The 15185-nt window shown below is 68.7% G+C and carries 13 protein-coding genes and 4 pseudogenes; 9 read left to right on the top strand and 8 right to left on the bottom strand.

Annotated elements, in window-relative coordinates; all coding sequences use genetic code 11:
• The first annotated feature begins 517 nt into the window (after window positions 1–517).
• Window positions 518–844: a hypothetical protein gene (locus ACIRJP_RS32500; protein ID WP_404181947.1), complete on the top strand. Its 327-nt coding sequence runs from the start codon at window positions 518–520 to the stop codon at window positions 842–844.
• A gap of 425 nt (window positions 845–1269) precedes the next feature.
• On the opposite strand, the gene ACIRJP_RS32495 is transcribed toward ACIRJP_RS32500, so the two are convergent.
• On the bottom strand, window positions 1270–2064 hold the full coding sequence (locus tag ACIRJP_RS32495; RefSeq protein ID WP_404181944.1) for an MBL fold metallo-hydrolase: 795 nt from the start codon (window positions 2062–2064) through the stop codon (window positions 1270–1272).
• Here ACIRJP_RS32495 and ACIRJP_RS32490 point away from each other — a divergent pair.
• Window positions 1948–2262, top strand: a pseudogene (locus ACIRJP_RS32490) (hypothetical protein); the annotation flags it as partial. The gene ACIRJP_RS32495 and the pseudogene ACIRJP_RS32490 overlap by 117 nt on opposite strands.
• 279 nt (window positions 2263–2541) lie before the next feature.
• On the opposite strand, the gene ACIRJP_RS32485 reads toward ACIRJP_RS32490, so the two are convergent.
• Together ACIRJP_RS32485 and ACIRJP_RS32480 are read right to left on the bottom strand one after the other, a co-directional pair.
• On the bottom strand, window positions 2542–2649 hold the full coding sequence (locus ACIRJP_RS32485; RefSeq protein ID WP_404181941.1) for a hypothetical protein: 108 nt from the start codon (window positions 2647–2649) through the stop codon (window positions 2542–2544).
• Between the two features lie 42 nt (window positions 2650–2691).
• A complete protein-coding gene (locus ACIRJP_RS32480; RefSeq protein WP_404181938.1) occupies window positions 2692–3156 on the bottom strand; it encodes a MarR family winged helix-turn-helix transcriptional regulator in 465 nt (154 codons plus the stop codon).
• Between the two features lie 57 nt (window positions 3157–3213).
• Between ACIRJP_RS32480 and ACIRJP_RS32475 the strand changes: the two genes are divergently transcribed.
• The 6 genes and pseudogenes from ACIRJP_RS32475 (at window position 3214) to ACIRJP_RS32450 (ending at window position 10156) form a co-directional block, all read left to right on the top strand.
• The gene (locus tag ACIRJP_RS32475) at window positions 3214–4080 is read left to right on the top strand and encodes an SDR family NAD(P)-dependent oxidoreductase (RefSeq protein ID WP_404181935.1); all 867 of its coding nucleotides are present in this window, start codon (window positions 3214–3216) and stop codon (window positions 4078–4080) included.
• Between the two features lie 171 nt (window positions 4081–4251).
• Window positions 4252–6486 (top strand): MMPL family transporter, encoded by a 2235-nt coding sequence (locus ACIRJP_RS32470; protein ID WP_404181932.1) that lies wholly within the window; start codon window positions 4252–4254, stop codon window positions 6484–6486.
• A 117-nt stretch (window positions 6487–6603) separates the two neighbouring features.
• Window positions 6604–7455 (top strand): annotated as a pseudogene (locus ACIRJP_RS32465) (histidine kinase); the annotation flags it as partial.
• 241 nt (window positions 7456–7696) lie between these two features.
• Entirely contained in the window at window positions 7697–8011 is a 315-nt protein-coding gene (locus ACIRJP_RS32460) for an ATP-binding protein (RefSeq protein WP_404182061.1), read from the top strand.
• Window positions 8008–8685, top strand: a complete 678-nt coding sequence (locus ACIRJP_RS32455; RefSeq protein ID WP_404182058.1) for a response regulator — start codon at window positions 8008–8010, stop codon at window positions 8683–8685. Before ACIRJP_RS32460 ends, ACIRJP_RS32455 begins: the two co-directional genes overlap by 4 nt.
• Before the next feature lie 190 nt (window positions 8686–8875).
• The gene (locus tag ACIRJP_RS32450) at window positions 8876–10156 is read left to right on the top strand and encodes a metallophosphoesterase (protein WP_404181929.1); all 1281 of its coding nucleotides are present in this window, start codon (window positions 8876–8878) and stop codon (window positions 10154–10156) included.
• Between the two features lie 845 nt (window positions 10157–11001).
• Here the strand turns inward: ACIRJP_RS32450 and ACIRJP_RS32445 are convergent.
• The 3 genes from ACIRJP_RS32445 to ACIRJP_RS32435 form a co-directional block, all read right to left on the bottom strand.
• Complete coding sequence (locus ACIRJP_RS32445; protein ID WP_404181926.1) at window positions 11002–11868, bottom strand: NmrA family NAD(P)-binding protein; 867 nt, start codon at window positions 11866–11868, stop codon at window positions 11002–11004.
• Window positions 11869–11920: 52 nt separating this feature from the next.
• Window positions 11921–12382, bottom strand: a complete 462-nt coding sequence (locus ACIRJP_RS32440) for a hypothetical protein (RefSeq protein ID WP_404181923.1) — start codon at window positions 12380–12382, stop codon at window positions 11921–11923.
• Window positions 12383–12477: 95 nt separating this feature from the next.
• A complete protein-coding gene (locus ACIRJP_RS32435) occupies window positions 12478–12999 on the bottom strand; it encodes a MarR family winged helix-turn-helix transcriptional regulator (protein ID WP_404181919.1) in 522 nt (173 codons plus the stop codon).
• Between the two features lie 248 nt (window positions 13000–13247).
• On the opposite strand from ACIRJP_RS32435, the pseudogene ACIRJP_RS32430 reads away from it, so the two are divergent.
• Window positions 13248–14064, top strand: a pseudogene (locus tag ACIRJP_RS32430) (FAD-dependent oxidoreductase); the annotation flags it as partial.
• A 63-nt stretch (window positions 14065–14127) separates the two neighbouring features.
• Here the strand turns inward: ACIRJP_RS32430 and ACIRJP_RS32425 are convergent.
• Window positions 14128–14292: pseudogene (locus ACIRJP_RS32425) on the bottom strand (helix-turn-helix domain-containing protein); the annotation flags it as partial.
• A 141-nt stretch (window positions 14293–14433) separates the two neighbouring features.
• A complete protein-coding gene (locus ACIRJP_RS32420; RefSeq protein WP_404181916.1) occupies window positions 14434–14994 on the bottom strand; it encodes a hypothetical protein in 561 nt (186 codons plus the stop codon).
• Window positions 14995–15185 lie beyond the last annotated feature (191 nt).

Raw genomic sequence — 15185 nt, 5'->3', positions numbered from 1 at the left:
CGGTCAGATGCGGGCCGGACTTCGTCGTGGTGTGCGCGGCTTCGCGTGCGGCCCCCCGGACCCGCCCGGCCCTGGGGACCGGCTCGATGATGGCCAGTGCGCCGGTGCCGGTGGCGTATCTCCCGGCGACGGCACCGGGAGGCGGACCACGACCAGCCAGCCCGGTGCTCGGGCACGCTGCCACGTCAGGGCCCGAGCGGACCGGCGGGGGACCGGGTCACTCGCTTCCCGGGCCGAAAGGGGGTGTCCCAGGGAAGTAGTCGGCGTCCGGCATCCCCCTTGACTACGGCTGTGACGTGCGCGTTCCCCGATTAGCGCGGTCACCTGGGGCAAGTTGAAAGGCAAGTGTACGTCCAGCAGTCCGGGCGTCATCGCAGCTGATGCCCGACTGGTTCGCTCTGGACCGCACGAGCGGCCAGGGGCACGCACCCGGCTCAACCGGCGCCTGCTGGAGAACGTACGGGTAAACGGACCGGACAAGCTCAGCTCAGCCTGGTGGGCAGGTGCCGCCGAACAGTTGAACTTCAAGAACGTCGCCACCGGCTACATCCTGGAGCATGCGCCCGGCCAGACGGGCAACAGCGTGCCGCTGACCGCCACCGACCCGCAGGCAGACCCCACGCTCGCCGCGCTGCGCCGTGTCGTCGACGAGCTCGCCGCCAGCACGCACGCGATCGGCGAGCTGATGCTCGAAGTCGCCTCCGCCTACCTCTCCGACACCGACGCCGCCGACGTCCTCGCCCCGTTGTGCGAGGAGATCGGCGAACCCCTCGACCACGGCCTCGCCGCCCGCCGCTACGCCATGTCCGGTGACCGCCGCGCCCTGCACGGCACCGTGCTGTAGCTGTAGCTGTAGCTGTAGCTGCGGCTGTCCGGCTGTCTGCGCAGACAACCAAATCCGCGGCCCCTCCGCCTACTCGCTCGTGCAGGTGATGCGGTTGGCGTGCCCGGGGCGGCTCGTGTTCGCGCCTCAGAGGGGCGTACAGCGATTCCAGGGGGTGACTGCCGCCATGTGGCCCGTCGAAAACAGCCGTTGGCACGATCGTGTGGCAGACCGCCGACGACCCTCAGGGTTATCGACCCGCTCGAGCGGACCAGGTCGGTCCACCCCCGCCCACCAGGTCTCGGGCCGGGGCCGATTTTTGAACGCAACCATCGGCGCCTACGTCTGTTGGCGCAATGTCCGCGCCGATCCGAAGACCAACTTCGCCCCGGACTCACCGATCCGTCAGTGGATCAAATACCCGGCCAAGGCTGCGTGACGAGCCACTAGACGGCCACGAAGCGGCGGTCACCATCCCCCACGACGACGCGCCCGAAGCGCATGCCAGGGAAGTGCGCGGCTACCAGCAGGTCGTCTCTGTCCGCCGCTTGGTCCGCGATCCGGTTGCGCACCGCCGAGGCGGCGGCAGGGTCGACGTCCCAGACCACCTCCCAATCCCGTTCGCTGAACTGGACGACGGAATGCACCACGTCCCCCAACAGGACGGCCCTACGGCCACCGGATGAGACCACGTACACCGTGGAGCCGGGGGTGTGGCCCGGCGCATGGCGCGCATCGACACCGGGCGCCACCGTGAAGTCCGCGTCGAACAGCTCCAGCCGCGTACCGAGCGGAGTGAGCTTGTCGACGGCGCTCGGCTGCGCGTTGTCGCCGGTGACGAAGTACTCCCAGTCAGCCCGGTGTGCACGGTAGGTCGCCCGCGGGAACACGGCCGTGCCCTTGTGCGTCACCCAGCCAATGTGGTCGAAATGCAGGTGGGTGAGAACGACGTCCGTCACGTCCGCTGGGGTGATTCCGTAGTCGGCCAGAGAGGAGAGCAGGTCCCCTCCCGTGTACCGGCCATCGTCGAACGCGCCCACACCGGTGTCAACGAGTACGGTCCGCTCGCCGGTGCGGATGCAAAAGCCGCCGAGCGGGAGACGCAAGGTGCCGTCCGCTTCAAGATGCTCGGTGTGGCAGGTCCACGGATCCTCCACGCCGGGACGGGACAGGATGTCCGCCGCGACCTCGATCCCCACCCCGTCCCACACCGGCAGAACCTGTATGTCACCGATCTTCACGCGCACTCTCCCATCTCGAGTAACCGCTTTGTAGCAACCGTCTGCAACCGCTCGAGGCACCAGAACATTCCGGACCACTCAGCGCTGGATCTGAGCTTCCTCACCATGGGCTCGGCCCTGACCGCTGCGGGGCGGCAGCGTCGGGAGGCCGTACGGCGGCAGGCGGCCGAGTTGTTCGAGCAGAAGATCAAGCCGCTGGAGGTCGCCCAGCGGCTCCGGGTGAGCCGGAAGTCGGCCTATCGGTGGCACCTGTGGTACCCGTGCACCTTCCCCGTCAGTACCCCGCACACCGGGCAGGGCAAAGGAACATCCCGTGTCCGGGCCGCGATCCGGATCACCTCACTGCCATCCACCACCTCCTCGATGACCAGCGCCGCGAGCCCCGAAAACACTGTTCCCACAAGGGAGTTGGCATCGCACATGTGATGTCAACGAGACTCGTCACATGTCGTCACCACCGAATGTGAGGCGGGGCCGTTAATTGGACAGACCCTCACAGCTGGGATCAGTCCGGTGCAATAGCAAGATCACCGTCCGAGCGATGCCCCGGCCGCGATAAGCCGGGTGCACCACCACACCGCCCAATTCTTGTGACCCGTTGCGATGTGGCTTCTTCTGCGACGTGCGTCAGTCGGTCTTGTCGCCGGTGAGGGCGGTATCCAGGTACGTGAGCAGGGCGTCAAGTGTGGCCAGTTGGTGCGGTTCGAGCAAGCCGAAACACTCCCTGAGTGCGTTCGTGCCCGCTTGTTCCGCGGCGGCCAGGGCCGTGCGGCCTGCGTCCGTGAGGGAGACGGTTTTGCGGCGACGGTCTTCGGGGTCGCCGGTCCGGGCAACCATGCCGAGGCGCTCAAGGCCCTCCACGATCTGGGTGACGGAGCGCGGAGCCTGGCCAAGGGAGGTGGCCAGCTCCGCCTGGTGGAGCGCGCCGCGGCCGGCCAGGGCCTGAAGGACCTTGGTGCGGGACAGGGACAGGCCGGCGGTCGCCAGCATGCGTCGGTCGACCTGTTCGCGCAGGCTGTACGCGAGGGTGAGGAAGGACAGTCCCACCTGCTCCGGGGCGCTGCCCGTCGTTGTTGATTCGTGCTGCTCCATGGTTCGGGTATCCTCGCACAACAGAATCATGAGGTACCTCATGAAAGGGGTTGTGGGATGGATCGTCCCGTCGCTGTGATCACCGGAGCCACCTCCGGACTGGGCCGCATCGCCGCCTTCGAGCTGGCCCGCCAGGGCTACCGGATCGGCACTGTGGCCCGCTCCCGCAGCAAGGCGGAAGTCCTTGTCACCGACCTGAAGGCGGTGACCGAGGAGCCCGTCGACGTCTTCCACGCCGACCTCGGCCTGCTCTCCGATGCCCGCCGCGCGGGCGAGGAAATCGCCGCGTACTACCGGCGCCTGGACGTCCTGGTCAACAACGCCGGCCTCCACGCCTTCGCGCAGCGCGTCACTGCCGAGGGCCTCGCGGAGATGACGGCGGTGAACTACCTCGGCCCGTTCGTCCTGACCGAGGCGCTGACGGCGAAGCTCGGCGCCTCGGCGCCGGCCCGGATCGTCAACGTCGCCTCCGAAGCCTCCCAGCAGGCCAAAACGATCGCCCCGGCCGAGGACCTGCGGCGCACCGAGCCCTACACCCGCCGGGAGTCGATGCCCCTGTACGGGCGCACGAAGCTGATGACCATCATGTGGACGCAGGAGCTGGCCCGCCGCCTGGACGCGGACAAGGTCACCGTGAACTGCTGTGACCCCGGCTTCAATGCCACTGGCCTGGGCCGGGACCTGCCCGGCTCCGCCGTCCTGCAGCGGGTGCTGAACGCCCTGAGGATCGGCGAGCCCCGCGAGGGCGCCGGCATCATTGTGCGGCTCGCCACCGACCTGGCTCTCGCGGGCACCACCGGCGGTTACTTCTCCGTCCGCGGCGCCCGCCCCCTGCAGTGCCCCGAGCCCGGCCGGGACCCGCGCGTACAGCGGGAGCTGTGGGACGCGACCACGGCACTTCTCGCCGCCCACCTGTCCGGCTGAGACCCGGACGCCCGCCTCAAGGAGGACACCGCCCGGTACCGGGGTACTGCCCCGGACGCGGATTCGTCCTCCAGTAGCTCTTTTCGGCCGCACCCGACTCCTACGTTCATTGGCGGAGCCTGTCGGGCTCGCCCTCACACATCCGTTTTTCTCCTGGTGGGAGTAATTTTCGTGGCCACCTTTCTCTACCGGCTCGGCCGGCTCGCCTTCCGGCGGCGTCGGCTGGTGCTGCTGGCGTGGATCGCGGTGCTTGTCGCCGCGGTCATCGGCGTCAGCAGCGTGTCGGGCAGTACGACGGACGACTTCACGCTTCCCGGAACCCAGTCGCAGCAGGCCATCGATCTGCTGGAGAAGGAGTTCCCGCAGGCCTCGGCTGCCGGCGCCACGGCCCGTGTGGTCATCGAGGCTCCGGACGGGCAGAAGCTGACGTCCGCCGCGCACAAGCAGGAGGTGGAGTCACTGGTCGCCGACCTCCGCAAGGCACCGCAGGTGGCGAGCGTCACCGACCCCTTCACCGGCGGCCTGGTCAGTTCCTCGGGCAGCATCGCCTACGCCCAGGTGACCTACGCCGTCCCGCAGGCCGACATCACTCCCGCCGCGTCGGACGCCCTGCACGAAGTGGCGGACAAGGGCGAGAAGGCTAGCCTGAGCGTCAGCCTCGGCGGCAACGCGGTACTGGAGGGGGAAGAGAGCAACGCAGCCGAACTGATCGGCCTGCTGGTCGCCGCCTTCGTCCTGGTCATCACCTTCGGTTCGCTGGTCGCGGCCGGGCTGCCGCTGCTCTCCGCGATCGTCGGCGTTGGTATCGCCCTGTGCGCCATCACCGTCGCCTCCTCGTTCGTCGACATGGCCTCCAACGCGCAGACCCTGGCACTCATGCTGGGCCTGGCGGTGGCCATCGACTACGCCCTGTTCATCGTCTCCCGCTACCGGACAGAGCTGCATGAGGGGCACGCGCCCGAGGAAGCCGCCGGGCGTGCTCTGGGGACCGCGGGCTCGGCGGTGGTCTTCGCCAGCCTGACCGTCATCATCGCCCTCGCCGGTCTGAGCGTCATCGGCATTGCGATGCTCACCACCATGGGCCTGGCCGCGGCCTTCGCCATCACCGTCGCCGTGCTGGTGGCGCTCACCCTCCTGCCCGCCACGCTGGGCTTCACCGGTACCCGCGTGGCCAACGGCCGCCTCACCACGCGTCGCGTGCGGGCCGAGCAGCACGGCCGGCGCGTCACGATGGGCGTCCGCTGGGGCCGCTTCGTCACCCGCCACCCCTGGAAAATGCTGCTGGCCTCGGTCGTCGGCCTGGGTGTGCTGGCCATCCCGGCACTGTCGCTGCGGCTGACCCTGCCCGACGACAGCATGGCCGCCCCCGGCAGCACCCAACGTGTGGCCTACGACACGCTCAGCAAGGGCTTCGGGCCGGGCTTCAGCGGTCCGCTGACCATCGTCGTCGACGCACGAGACAGCGACGACGCGAAACCCGCGGCCATGGACACCTCCGCCATGCTGGACGGCCTCGACGACGTCGCCGCCGTACGGCCCCCGGTCTTCAACCAGGCCGGTGACGTCGCCCTGATCACCGCGGTACCGGACAGCTCGCCCACCAGCCAGGATACGGTCGACCTGGTCGCCGACATACGCGACCGCAGAGACGCGGTGGAGAAGGACAGCGGCACGCGGGTGATGGTGACCGGCACGACGGCGCTCAACATCGACGTCTCCGCCAAGCTCGGTGAGGCGATGGTGCCCTACCTGGCCATCGTCGTCGGCCTCGCGCTGGTCCTGCTACTCCTCGTGTTCCGCTCGGTCCTGATCCCGATCAAGGCCGCGGCCGGCTTCCTGCTCAGCGTCGTCGCCACCCTCGGCGTGCTGGTCGCCGTGTTCCAATGGGGCTGGCTCAAGGATGTCTTCGGCGTCGACGAGACCGCCCCGATCGTCAGCCTGCTGCCCATCCTGCTGATCGGGGTCGTCTTCGGTCTGGCCATGGACTACGAGGTGTTCCTCATCTCCGGGATGCGCGAGGCGTACGTCCACGGCGCCAGCCCCACCGAAGCGATCGTCACCGGTTTCCGCCACGGCGCCCGCGTGGTCACCGCCGCCGCCATCATCATGATCTCGGTGTTCGCCGGCTTCCTCCTCGACGACGTCGCCCTGGTGAAATCCATCGGCATGGGCCTTGCCACCGCGGTCCTCTTCGACGCCTTCGTCATCCGCATGACCCTCGTCCCCGCGGTGATGACCCTGCTCGGCGCACGGGCCTGGGCACTTCCCCGCTGGCTCGACCGCCTCCTGCCCAACGTCGACGTGGAAGGCGAGAAGCTGCGCCAGGTACTGGCCGAACGCGACCGCCAGGCCCGCATTCCCGCGCAGAGCGACCAGGAGCCGACGGCGCCCACCCCCCTCGGGTAGGCACACCCCGGCACGCCCCGACCCCGCCCGCCGGCCCCCATCCCTCGAGGTGCGGCAGGTGGGCCCCGGGGGCCCGGACAGCACACCGTGCACCGCACATCAGCTGTCCGGGCCCCTATGACCCCGTCCGCCGGTTCACGCTCCCCGAGGAGGGGCGGGCGGTCTGCCCGGACAACGAAAAGGCCCCTACCTGCCATGAGCGAGCCGACCACCGACGAACCTGTACGCGGCCCCTCGCCCCATTCTTCGCGGCTTCCGCGGTCACTGACCAGCGATCCCCAGCACCGCGTCACGGTGTCGATCATCAGCGGGCTGGCCGCGTGGCGGATGCTCGACCGCAACCACCCCCGGCTGCGGCTGTGGGCCGTGCCCGTCTTCTGCGCCGTCCTCGGACTGCCCTCCTTGTTCAACCCGGCCAACCGCGCCTACCTGCCCAGCGAGATCGTCCTCACCATCGCCTACACCGTTCCGCTGCTGTGGCGAGAACGCCGTCCCGGCCTGGTCTTCGCGATCACCACAGCCGCGTCCGTCCTTGCGCTGCCGCTGAACGTCCTCAACGGCGCCGACGCGGCCCGGATCGTGGCGCTCTACAACGTCGGCCGCTACGGCACGCACCGCCAACTGGTCCTCGCCTGCATGGTCACCGCCGCCCAATTGGTCGTCTGGGTCGCGGCGTTCTGGGGGAGCGACCAGTTGCAACACGTCAAGCGCCCAGAAATCGTCACGCTGCTGGCCATGCTCGCCGTGACCGCCTGCGCCGGACTGGCCCTCACCGGGCGTCTAGCGAAGGCCTACATCGTGGCTTTGGAGACCGAGAGGGACCAGCAGACCCGCCTGGCCGCGGCCTGGGAACGCACCCGCGTCTCCCACGAGATGCACGACATCCTCGGCCACACCCTTGCCGTCATCATCGGCCTCGCCGACGGAGCAGCCGCCCTGGCCAGATCCCGCTCCGAGAAATCCGCCGACACCCTCGACCTCATCGGCGACAGCGGCCGCGAGGCCCTCGCGGAACTACGCCGCCTGCTCATCGTGGTCGACAACCCCACGACACAGCGGGACACCACCTCGCTGTCCCCGCAGCCGACCCTTCAGGACCTGCCCGCGCTGCTCCACCGCGTCCGTGCCGCCGGCCCCACCGCCGACCTGCACACCGACGGGGACCTGACACCGCTCAGTCCCGGCCTCCAGCTCACCCGTCTACCGCATCGTGCAGGAAGCCCTCACCAACACCCTCAAACATGCCGCGGCCGACACCACCGTGTCCGTCGACCTGCACAGGAACGAGGAGTCCGTGCACGTCACAGTGGAGGACACGGGACTGCCCCGCGCGGCAGACAGCGAACGGCACGGCAGGCAGAGCGGGCACGGCGGGCAGGGCCTGGTCGGCATGCGCCACCGCGCCGCGCTCTACCAGGGCCGCATCAGCGCCGGCCCGACCCCCGCCGGCGGCTGGCGCGTGCACACCGTCCTCAGCACCTCCCGCAACCTGACCAGCGACGTCACGGAGAAGCACCTCATATGACCACCGTCCTCATCGTCGACGACCAGACCCTGCAACGACTGGGCTTTCGCATGCTCCTCGAAGCACAGCCGGACATCACAGTCGTCGGCGAAGCCTCCCAGGGCCAGGAGGCCGTTCGCCTGACCGCGGAACTGCGCCCGGACGTCGTCCTGATGGACGTCCGGATGCCCGGCGTCAACGGCATCGAAGCCACCCGCCGCATCGTCGAATCCGGCGGCCGCTCGCGGGTGCTGGTCCTGACCACCTTCGACCTCGACGAGTACGCCTACGAAGCCCTGCGGGCCGGCGCGGCCGGCTTCTTCCTCAAAGACGCACGCCCCGAGGAACTCGTCGTCGGCATCCGGACAGTGGCGGCCGGCGACAGCGTCATCTCCCCGAGCCTGACACGCAGACTCATCGACGCGTTCACCACCTCGCACCCACAGCGGACGCCGGGCTCTTCTGTCCTCAGCCCCGAACAGCGACGACAGTTGGCCGGCCTGACCGAACGCGAACGCGAAGTCCTCGCCGCGATCGCCACGGGATGGTCCAACACCGAGATAGCCGCCCACCTGCACCTGGCCGAGTCGACGGTCAAATCCCACGTCAGCCGCATCCTGGCAAAGATCGATGCCCGCGACCGCGTACAGGCCGTCATTTTCGCCTACGACGTGGGCCTGGGCCGCCCCCAGTGAGCCCGCGCGAACAGCCACCTGGCCCCATATGCCGTCGTCCGACGCGGCCGTCCCGCCGACCGGGCGCCGCCGACCGAGACCATTCGACAATCCTCCCGGAGCACCCCGCCGCCATGCACCGACACCTCGACCCCAGCACCCACGACGGGCGATCCTTCTCCAGTCCGTTCCCACCGGCTAAGGCAGCGGCGTGAGCACCCTCGCGCAGGACGCCACCGTCGCCGCAGCGAGCATCGCCGCCTCGGCCGCCGCACACCGTTACCTCTACCTGCGGCTCGTCAAGGACGTCACAGCATCCGCCCGGCTGCGCCGCGCGGGCCGGGCCACGGCACTCGCCCTCACGGTCCTGGTCCCCACCGGTGTCCTCGCTGCCCAGTACGCGGACCCCACACGCATCGCCTGGCTGGCCTGGCCGGCCTTCGTCTGGGTCGCCCTGGCCGCCTACCTGCTGATGACTCTCGTCGTCCTTGAGATCCCTGCACGCCTCATGGCTCGGACGCTGCGGCGTCGCACCGGATCGGGCCCTGTAGTCCCCGCGCAGGCCCCTCGGGCGCCGGTCGTGCAGCAGGGCGACTCCGCCGCGGCTCCGATCACGGGCGACACGAATCCCCGACCGGCCGAGGGCGCATCATCGCGGATGATGGGCCGTCGCCTCGTTCTGGCGCGCTCGGTCGCGCTGCTCGCCACCGGTACCGCCGTGGCCAGCACCGGCTACGGCTTCCACCGCGGCCTGGGACCACCCGACGTGAAAGTCGTGCCGGTTGCCCTGCGCCGACTGCACCCCTCACTCGACGGCATGCGTATCACCATGGCCAGCGACCTCCATCTCGGGCCGTTCTTCGGCCGCTCCCACACCGCACGCATGGTCCGCGTGATCAACGACACCTCGCCCGACATCGTCGCCGTCGTGGGAGATCTCTCCGACGGCAGCGCCGAAGACCTGGCCACCCACGCCGCGCCGCTCACCCGGCTGTCCTCGACCCACGGCGCCTTCTTCGTCACGGGAAACCACGACTACCGCCACGATGTCGACGCCTGGATCGCCACACTCGCCGACTTCCGCGTCACCACACTGCGCAACACCCGGACACTGATCGAACATCGGGGCGGAGCCATCGACCTCGCGGGCGTCACCGACGTCACAGGCGAGCAGAACCACGACGCACCCGACTACGACAGGACCCTCGGCGACCGCGACGCCTCCCACCCCGTGATCCTGCTCGCTCATCAACCCGTGCAGGTGCACGAAGCCGCCCGGTACGAAGTCGATCTCCAACTGTCCGGGCACACACACGGCGGAGCCTTCTTCCCCGGCAACCTGCTCGTGCCACTGACCCAGCCCCTCACAGCAGGACTGGCCACCATCGACCACACACAGCTCTACGTCTCCCGCGGAATCGGAGCATCCCTGCCACCCATCAGGGTCGGAGCACCACCCGACATCACAGTCATCGAACTGCGCAGGCAATAACGCACGGGTGGTACCGGCGATCAGTACCAGCACGGCCCGGACGTGCCGACCCGGGCAGCTTGTCCATGTTCCACTCCACCGACGTGTCCACCCTCCCCGAGCCTCAGCCGGTACCGCAGCCGTGCGTCGTCGTAGGCGTAGAGCAGCTTCCGCAAGCCACACACGTCGGATGAGATCAACACCTTCGAAATCACCGAGCTCATGCTCGCCGCGTGAGCAACGAAGCGTGTCCACCATCACGGGGAAGCTTCGAAGCCCGGGGCGTGCTGGCATCAGCTTCGGTCAGGACAGACATGGCGTACCCCTTGTGCGCGAAGCGGGATGCCACCTTTGTCTCGTGCATGCCAGAGCAGCACCGCCGTGTGAATCGGACGATGAAACCAACTCGCCTTTGGGCCGGAGACGATGGGTTACTTTCAGAATTACCCTGACAGCCAAGGCTTTCAACGCATACTCAAAAAGTCTGATGATCGGCTGATTGGTTCAGGGTCGTCGGTCATCAGGCGTAACCGCCGACCTCGGGCTGGGGATGCGGCGAGCCGCATGACGGACCTCAAGACCTGGACACGCTCATCGGGGAAATCTGCCGCCGGAGGTGAATCGGACGCGTGACGTGTTCGACGCTGCGATCTTCCTGGCGAACGGCGGGAACGCTCTGACCGCACCCGCTCGGTGAGCCGGGGGTGGGTGGGGGTGTGGCGGAGTCCGTGAGGGTGTCGAGCTGCTCCGCGAGGCCGATGGCTTCTTGTTGTGGACAGCGTTCGTCTCACACGTTCTTCTCCGAGAAGCGGCGCTGCTTCTCGGAGAAGAACGAAGGGTCCGGGAGCGGGTGGCTGAGCTGTCGGTCAGGTGGTTGGGGCGAATGTGTGGAGGTGTTCGTGGATGAAGGCGCGGAGTGTCCTGGCGGGGCGGCCGAGGACGTTCTCGATCGTGTCGTTGGGGGACTCCGGGCGTGCGATGGCCAGTTGCTGGATCTCCACTACGTGGTCGGCGAGCCAGGGCGGCATATGTGCGGTCGACAGGAGATGGCTGCGGAATTCGCTCGGCGGCAGGTCGATGTGACGGACGGGACGGCCGGTCAGCTCCCCGAGCAGACGGGCGAGTTCGGGATGGCTGAAGGCCCGCGGGCCGGTCAGGGTGTACGTGGTGCCGGCGAGGCCGGGGCGCAGGAGGGTCTCGGCGGCGACGTCGGCGATGTCCCGGACGTCTATGTAGTTGCAGGGCGCCTCGCGCATTGCCCCGATGAGCACGCCCCGGGCGATTGCCGGGGCGTTCAGGAGCAGCTTCTGCATGAACGCGTACGGGCGGAGCAGCGTAGCCGTCATGCCGGTTGCCGCCAGGTGTTCCTCGACTCGCCAGTGGCCGCGGGAGACGGTCACCGGTGAGGCGGGCTCGGCTGCTGGGGCGGAAAGCTTGACCACGTGCTGTACCCCGCATGCGGCCGCGGCGTCTATCACGTTGTTCTCCAGCTCGGCCTGGCGGGGGCTGTTGGCCATGGCGAGGAACAGTTGCGTGGATCCCTTGAACGCGGCGCGGAGTGTGCGGGGGTCCGCGGCGTCCGCGGCGACGGTCTCGACCGGCTTTCTCGCGCCGGTGGCAACGCCTAGTCTGCTGGGGACACGGCTGACGGCGCGGTAGGGGACGTCGAGTTCGGTCAGCCGCCGGAGCAGCGCGCCGCCGGTGGCGCCGGTTGCGCCCACGATGGTGATCACGGTGTGCCTTTCGTAGGTGAGGGGTCTCGAGAAACGGGCGGGGAGGGTCGGGTCATCCCTGCTGCCGGGATGTCGTGCCGTGCCACCGCCAGGTGACAATGGCGGTGGCCAGGGCGGCCGACAACGGCAGGTCGATCCGTAGCCGCTCCAGCCATTCGGCATCCGGCACCGGGGCGTGCGACGGCAGCCAACCGGACGCGAACCATCCGGCCAGGCCGCCGATTCCGGCCGCCGCAACGGTGAACACGAGGGCGAGTGCCGGCCGCGGCGCCGAGGTCGTCCAGCGGCGGGGCCGGCCGCGGCGGTGCAGCCACGCGCCGACAGCGCCGGCCACCAGGGCCGATGTGACCCCGATGGAGGTGAAGGCGGCCGTGGTCAGTTCGGACTGGCCACTGAGGACTCCGCCGAGCCCGGCGGTGAGCGCGGGGGCCAGGTAGGCGGTCGCGACTTCCTTCCAGAGGGTGAACGGGCGCGTGACGGAATTGCGTGGCGCGGTTCTGCGCGGGGAACTCATGGAACTCCTCGAAAATAATTAGGAGGCTAACTATTAGGGTATGAAGGCGATACCGCCCCGGCCGGGGCGGTCACTCCTCGCGGAGTGCGGTGGTGCTATTCGGCGGTCAGGGCGCCGATCCGTCGAGTGATCCGCTCCAGAAGATCCAGGAACAATCCGCGTTCGTCGGCGGTCAGTCCATCGACGAGTGACTCAAGTCGTGCGAAGTGGTCCGCTGCCATGTCGTGCAGCTGCTGGGCACCGCGCGCGGTGAGAACGACCACCGCGCCCCGCCCGTCCTCCGTGGAGGCGCGCCGAGCCACCAGGCCCTCCCGCTCGAGCCCGCTGACCAGGCCAGTCACCGTGGCGCGCGAGACATCAAGGCTCTTCGCGAGCTGCGACGGCGATTTCTCGCCGCCGCTGTCCTCGAGATCCACCAGGAGACGGTAGCGTCCGGTCGACAGCCCGGAGCGCGAGAAATGCACTTCGGACGCCCTGTCCAGACGGGCGCCGGTCGCCATGAGGCGCACGGCGACAAGTACCGCCTGCGGGTCGGCGTCAAGTCCGTACCGTTCGATCTGCTTCCGCGCCTGTTCGAGCGTGGGTGCGGCGCCGGGGTGCGCATCCTCGATCCTCATGAGAAGTAGTATGGAGGCTAACTATATGTCGGTCAAGTTGTCGGTGTCGCTACTGTGATCCACGACGGCCTGCCGCGCCACAGCCGCTGCGGAAGAGGCAAGCGATCGAACGGACCTTCGGCTGGCTGATGTGGCACCAGAGTCTCGTGCGGGACTACGAGACTCTGCCTCAGGGGTCCCGGGTAGCGATCCACTGGGCGGTGGTCAACGAGATGAGCCGTGAGCTCACGGGAGAATCCCCCAACCTGGCGAATACCGGCGAGCCGAGCGCCCCGCAGGTCGCCCAGCCGCTGAACATGCAGGCCGTATCGGTGTGTTTCGCCATGGACCACGTCGACGGCGACCACACCATCGACAAGCCCGCGGACTACGACTTCTGGCGGTCCTACCAGCCCGACGTCTGGGGTGGACGGCTGTTGTCCTGGGGATACCCGCACCCCAGGACGCTGGAGCGCGTCGAGCACGACTTCAGCCAACCCCCGGCGACGACCCGCTGGCGGTCATCGCCGACCAGCGGGTCAATCCCGGCAACGCCAACCTGTGGACATTCCGTCGGATCGCCGCCCGAGGCACCTTCACCGACGGCGCTTACCCAGCGACATCACCCTGGTCAACTGGCCGATGATCGACTACCTGGAGGGCCCGGTCCTCGACGTCTCGGACGCCGCCGACCACCTGCGCCGGGCCAGGGAGCTGAGCTTCTCCTTCCTGTACTGGATGCAGACCGAGGCGCCCCGCCCGGACGGCAGCACCGGATTCCCGGGGCTGCGCCTGCGCGGCGACATCACCGGCGGCACCGACGGCCTGGCCCAGGCCGCGTACATCCGCGAGGCGCGCCGGATCAGGGCCGACTACACCGTCGTCGAGCAGGACCTCTCGCTCGCCGTCCGCGGGGAGCGGGTCGCCGTGCGGTACCCGGACACCGTCGGCCTCGGCATGTACCGGATCGACCTGCACCCCTCGACGGGCGGGGACAACTACATCGACGTCGGCTGCAGCCCGTTCGAGATCCCGCTGGGCGCGCTTCTCCCGCAGAGGGTCGAGAACCTCCTGCCCGCCGGCCGCATGAGTCCAGGTCGTAGCTGGGCCGGCGGGGGCGCTGGTGGCCGCGGCGACCACAGCTACGCGCACCAGGTCGTCGTAGCGGCGCGGGCGGCCCGAGCGGGCGGCGTCCTTCAGACCGTCCACGCCCCGCCCGGCGAACCGGCCGCGCCATTTGCGGACGGTGTTCACATTGATGCGAAAACGACGAGCGATCGCACCGTTGGACAGTCCGTCTGCGGCCGCGAGCACGATCTTGGCCCGCAGTACTGCCCTCGCCTGCCCGCGTGCCGAAGCTGCAAGCTTCTCAAGTCGGGCCCGGACTGCCTCGTCCAGCGCCACCGTCACCGCATGCCTGTTCCTGCCCACGGCAGGTGATCATGGTGTAGCTGCTCAGGAGACCAAATCGGGGGTTGGTGGTTCTGGGGCGGTATAGAAAGGCGCCCGCCGGTACAGGGAGAGAGCAGGGTCGTCAGCCGCGACCCGAAGCGGTGCTTGCGGACACAAGAGCCAGACGCCACGCCTCCGTTCCTCACGTGCCAGCCAACGGGCCTGAAGGAGCAGCCCGCCGCCCACCCCCACCAACGCAAGGCCAGCCGGAATGCCGGTGTTGTAGGCGATGAGCAAACAGAGACCGAGAGCAATCACCAGGGGAACGGTCAAGGGCCGGGAGACGAGCTCGAACGTCTTCTCGCGTGCTACCACCGTTGCCCCATGAGGCAACGGCGTGACCGCGTCGAGCCGCGTCTGGTACCAAACGCGGCGAGGCCCAGCGAACCACGCGAACGGCAAACCAAAGATCAGCGCCGCCAGCAGGACGGTCCCAGGAACGCCGAGTCCCTCCGTGCCGCGCAAAAGGGCAGGCAGAGCACTGACCAATCCCACCAGCAGTGTGAGTACCGCCAGAGAGCGAATTGTGGCGACCAAACCAACCATCGGGGGTCGAGTACTCATGCAGCCCTTCCAACTAACGTTCGACAGCGCGCAGCTTAACGGTCGCTGAGCTGCCGCTTCTCGACGGGCCCCTCCACAAACTTCTGCGAGGAAGCACTAGTACTCCAGCCGGACTTCGGTGTATGTCCTGGTCAACGGCTTGAGCGTGGGGATTGTAGCGGCGTGGTGCCGAGTGCGGGGCGGGTTCGACC

The sequence above is a fragment of the Streptomyces sp. NPDC102437 genome, from assembly GCF_044765565.1.
Taxonomy (GTDB): domain Bacteria; phylum Actinomycetota; class Actinomycetes; order Streptomycetales; family Streptomycetaceae; genus Streptomyces.
This window is presented reverse-complemented; position numbering and strand designations above follow the sequence as displayed.

Excerpts from the sequence above, each read along its gene's own strand:
- ACIRJP_RS32440 (WP_404181923.1), bottom strand. The coding sequence starts at position 12,382 with ATGAGTTCCCCGCGCAGAACCGCGCCACGCAATTCCGTCACGCGCCCG.
- ACIRJP_RS32455 (WP_404182058.1), top strand. The coding sequence starts at position 8,008 with ATGACCACCGTCCTCATCGTCGACGACCAGACCCTGCAACGACTGGGC.
- ACIRJP_RS32435 (WP_404181919.1), bottom strand. The coding sequence starts at position 12,999 with ATGAGGATCGAGGATGCGCACCCCGGCGCCGCACCCACGCTCGAACAG.
- ACIRJP_RS32480 (WP_404181938.1), bottom strand. The coding sequence starts at position 3,156 with ATGGAGCAGCACGAATCAACAACGACGGGCAGCGCCCCGGAGCAGGTG.
- ACIRJP_RS32475 (WP_404181935.1), top strand. The coding sequence starts at position 3,214 with ATGGATCGTCCCGTCGCTGTGATCACCGGAGCCACCTCCGGACTGGGC.
- ACIRJP_RS32420 (WP_404181916.1), bottom strand. The coding sequence starts at position 14,994 with ATGAGTACTCGACCCCCGATGGTTGGTTTGGTCGCCACAATTCGCTCT.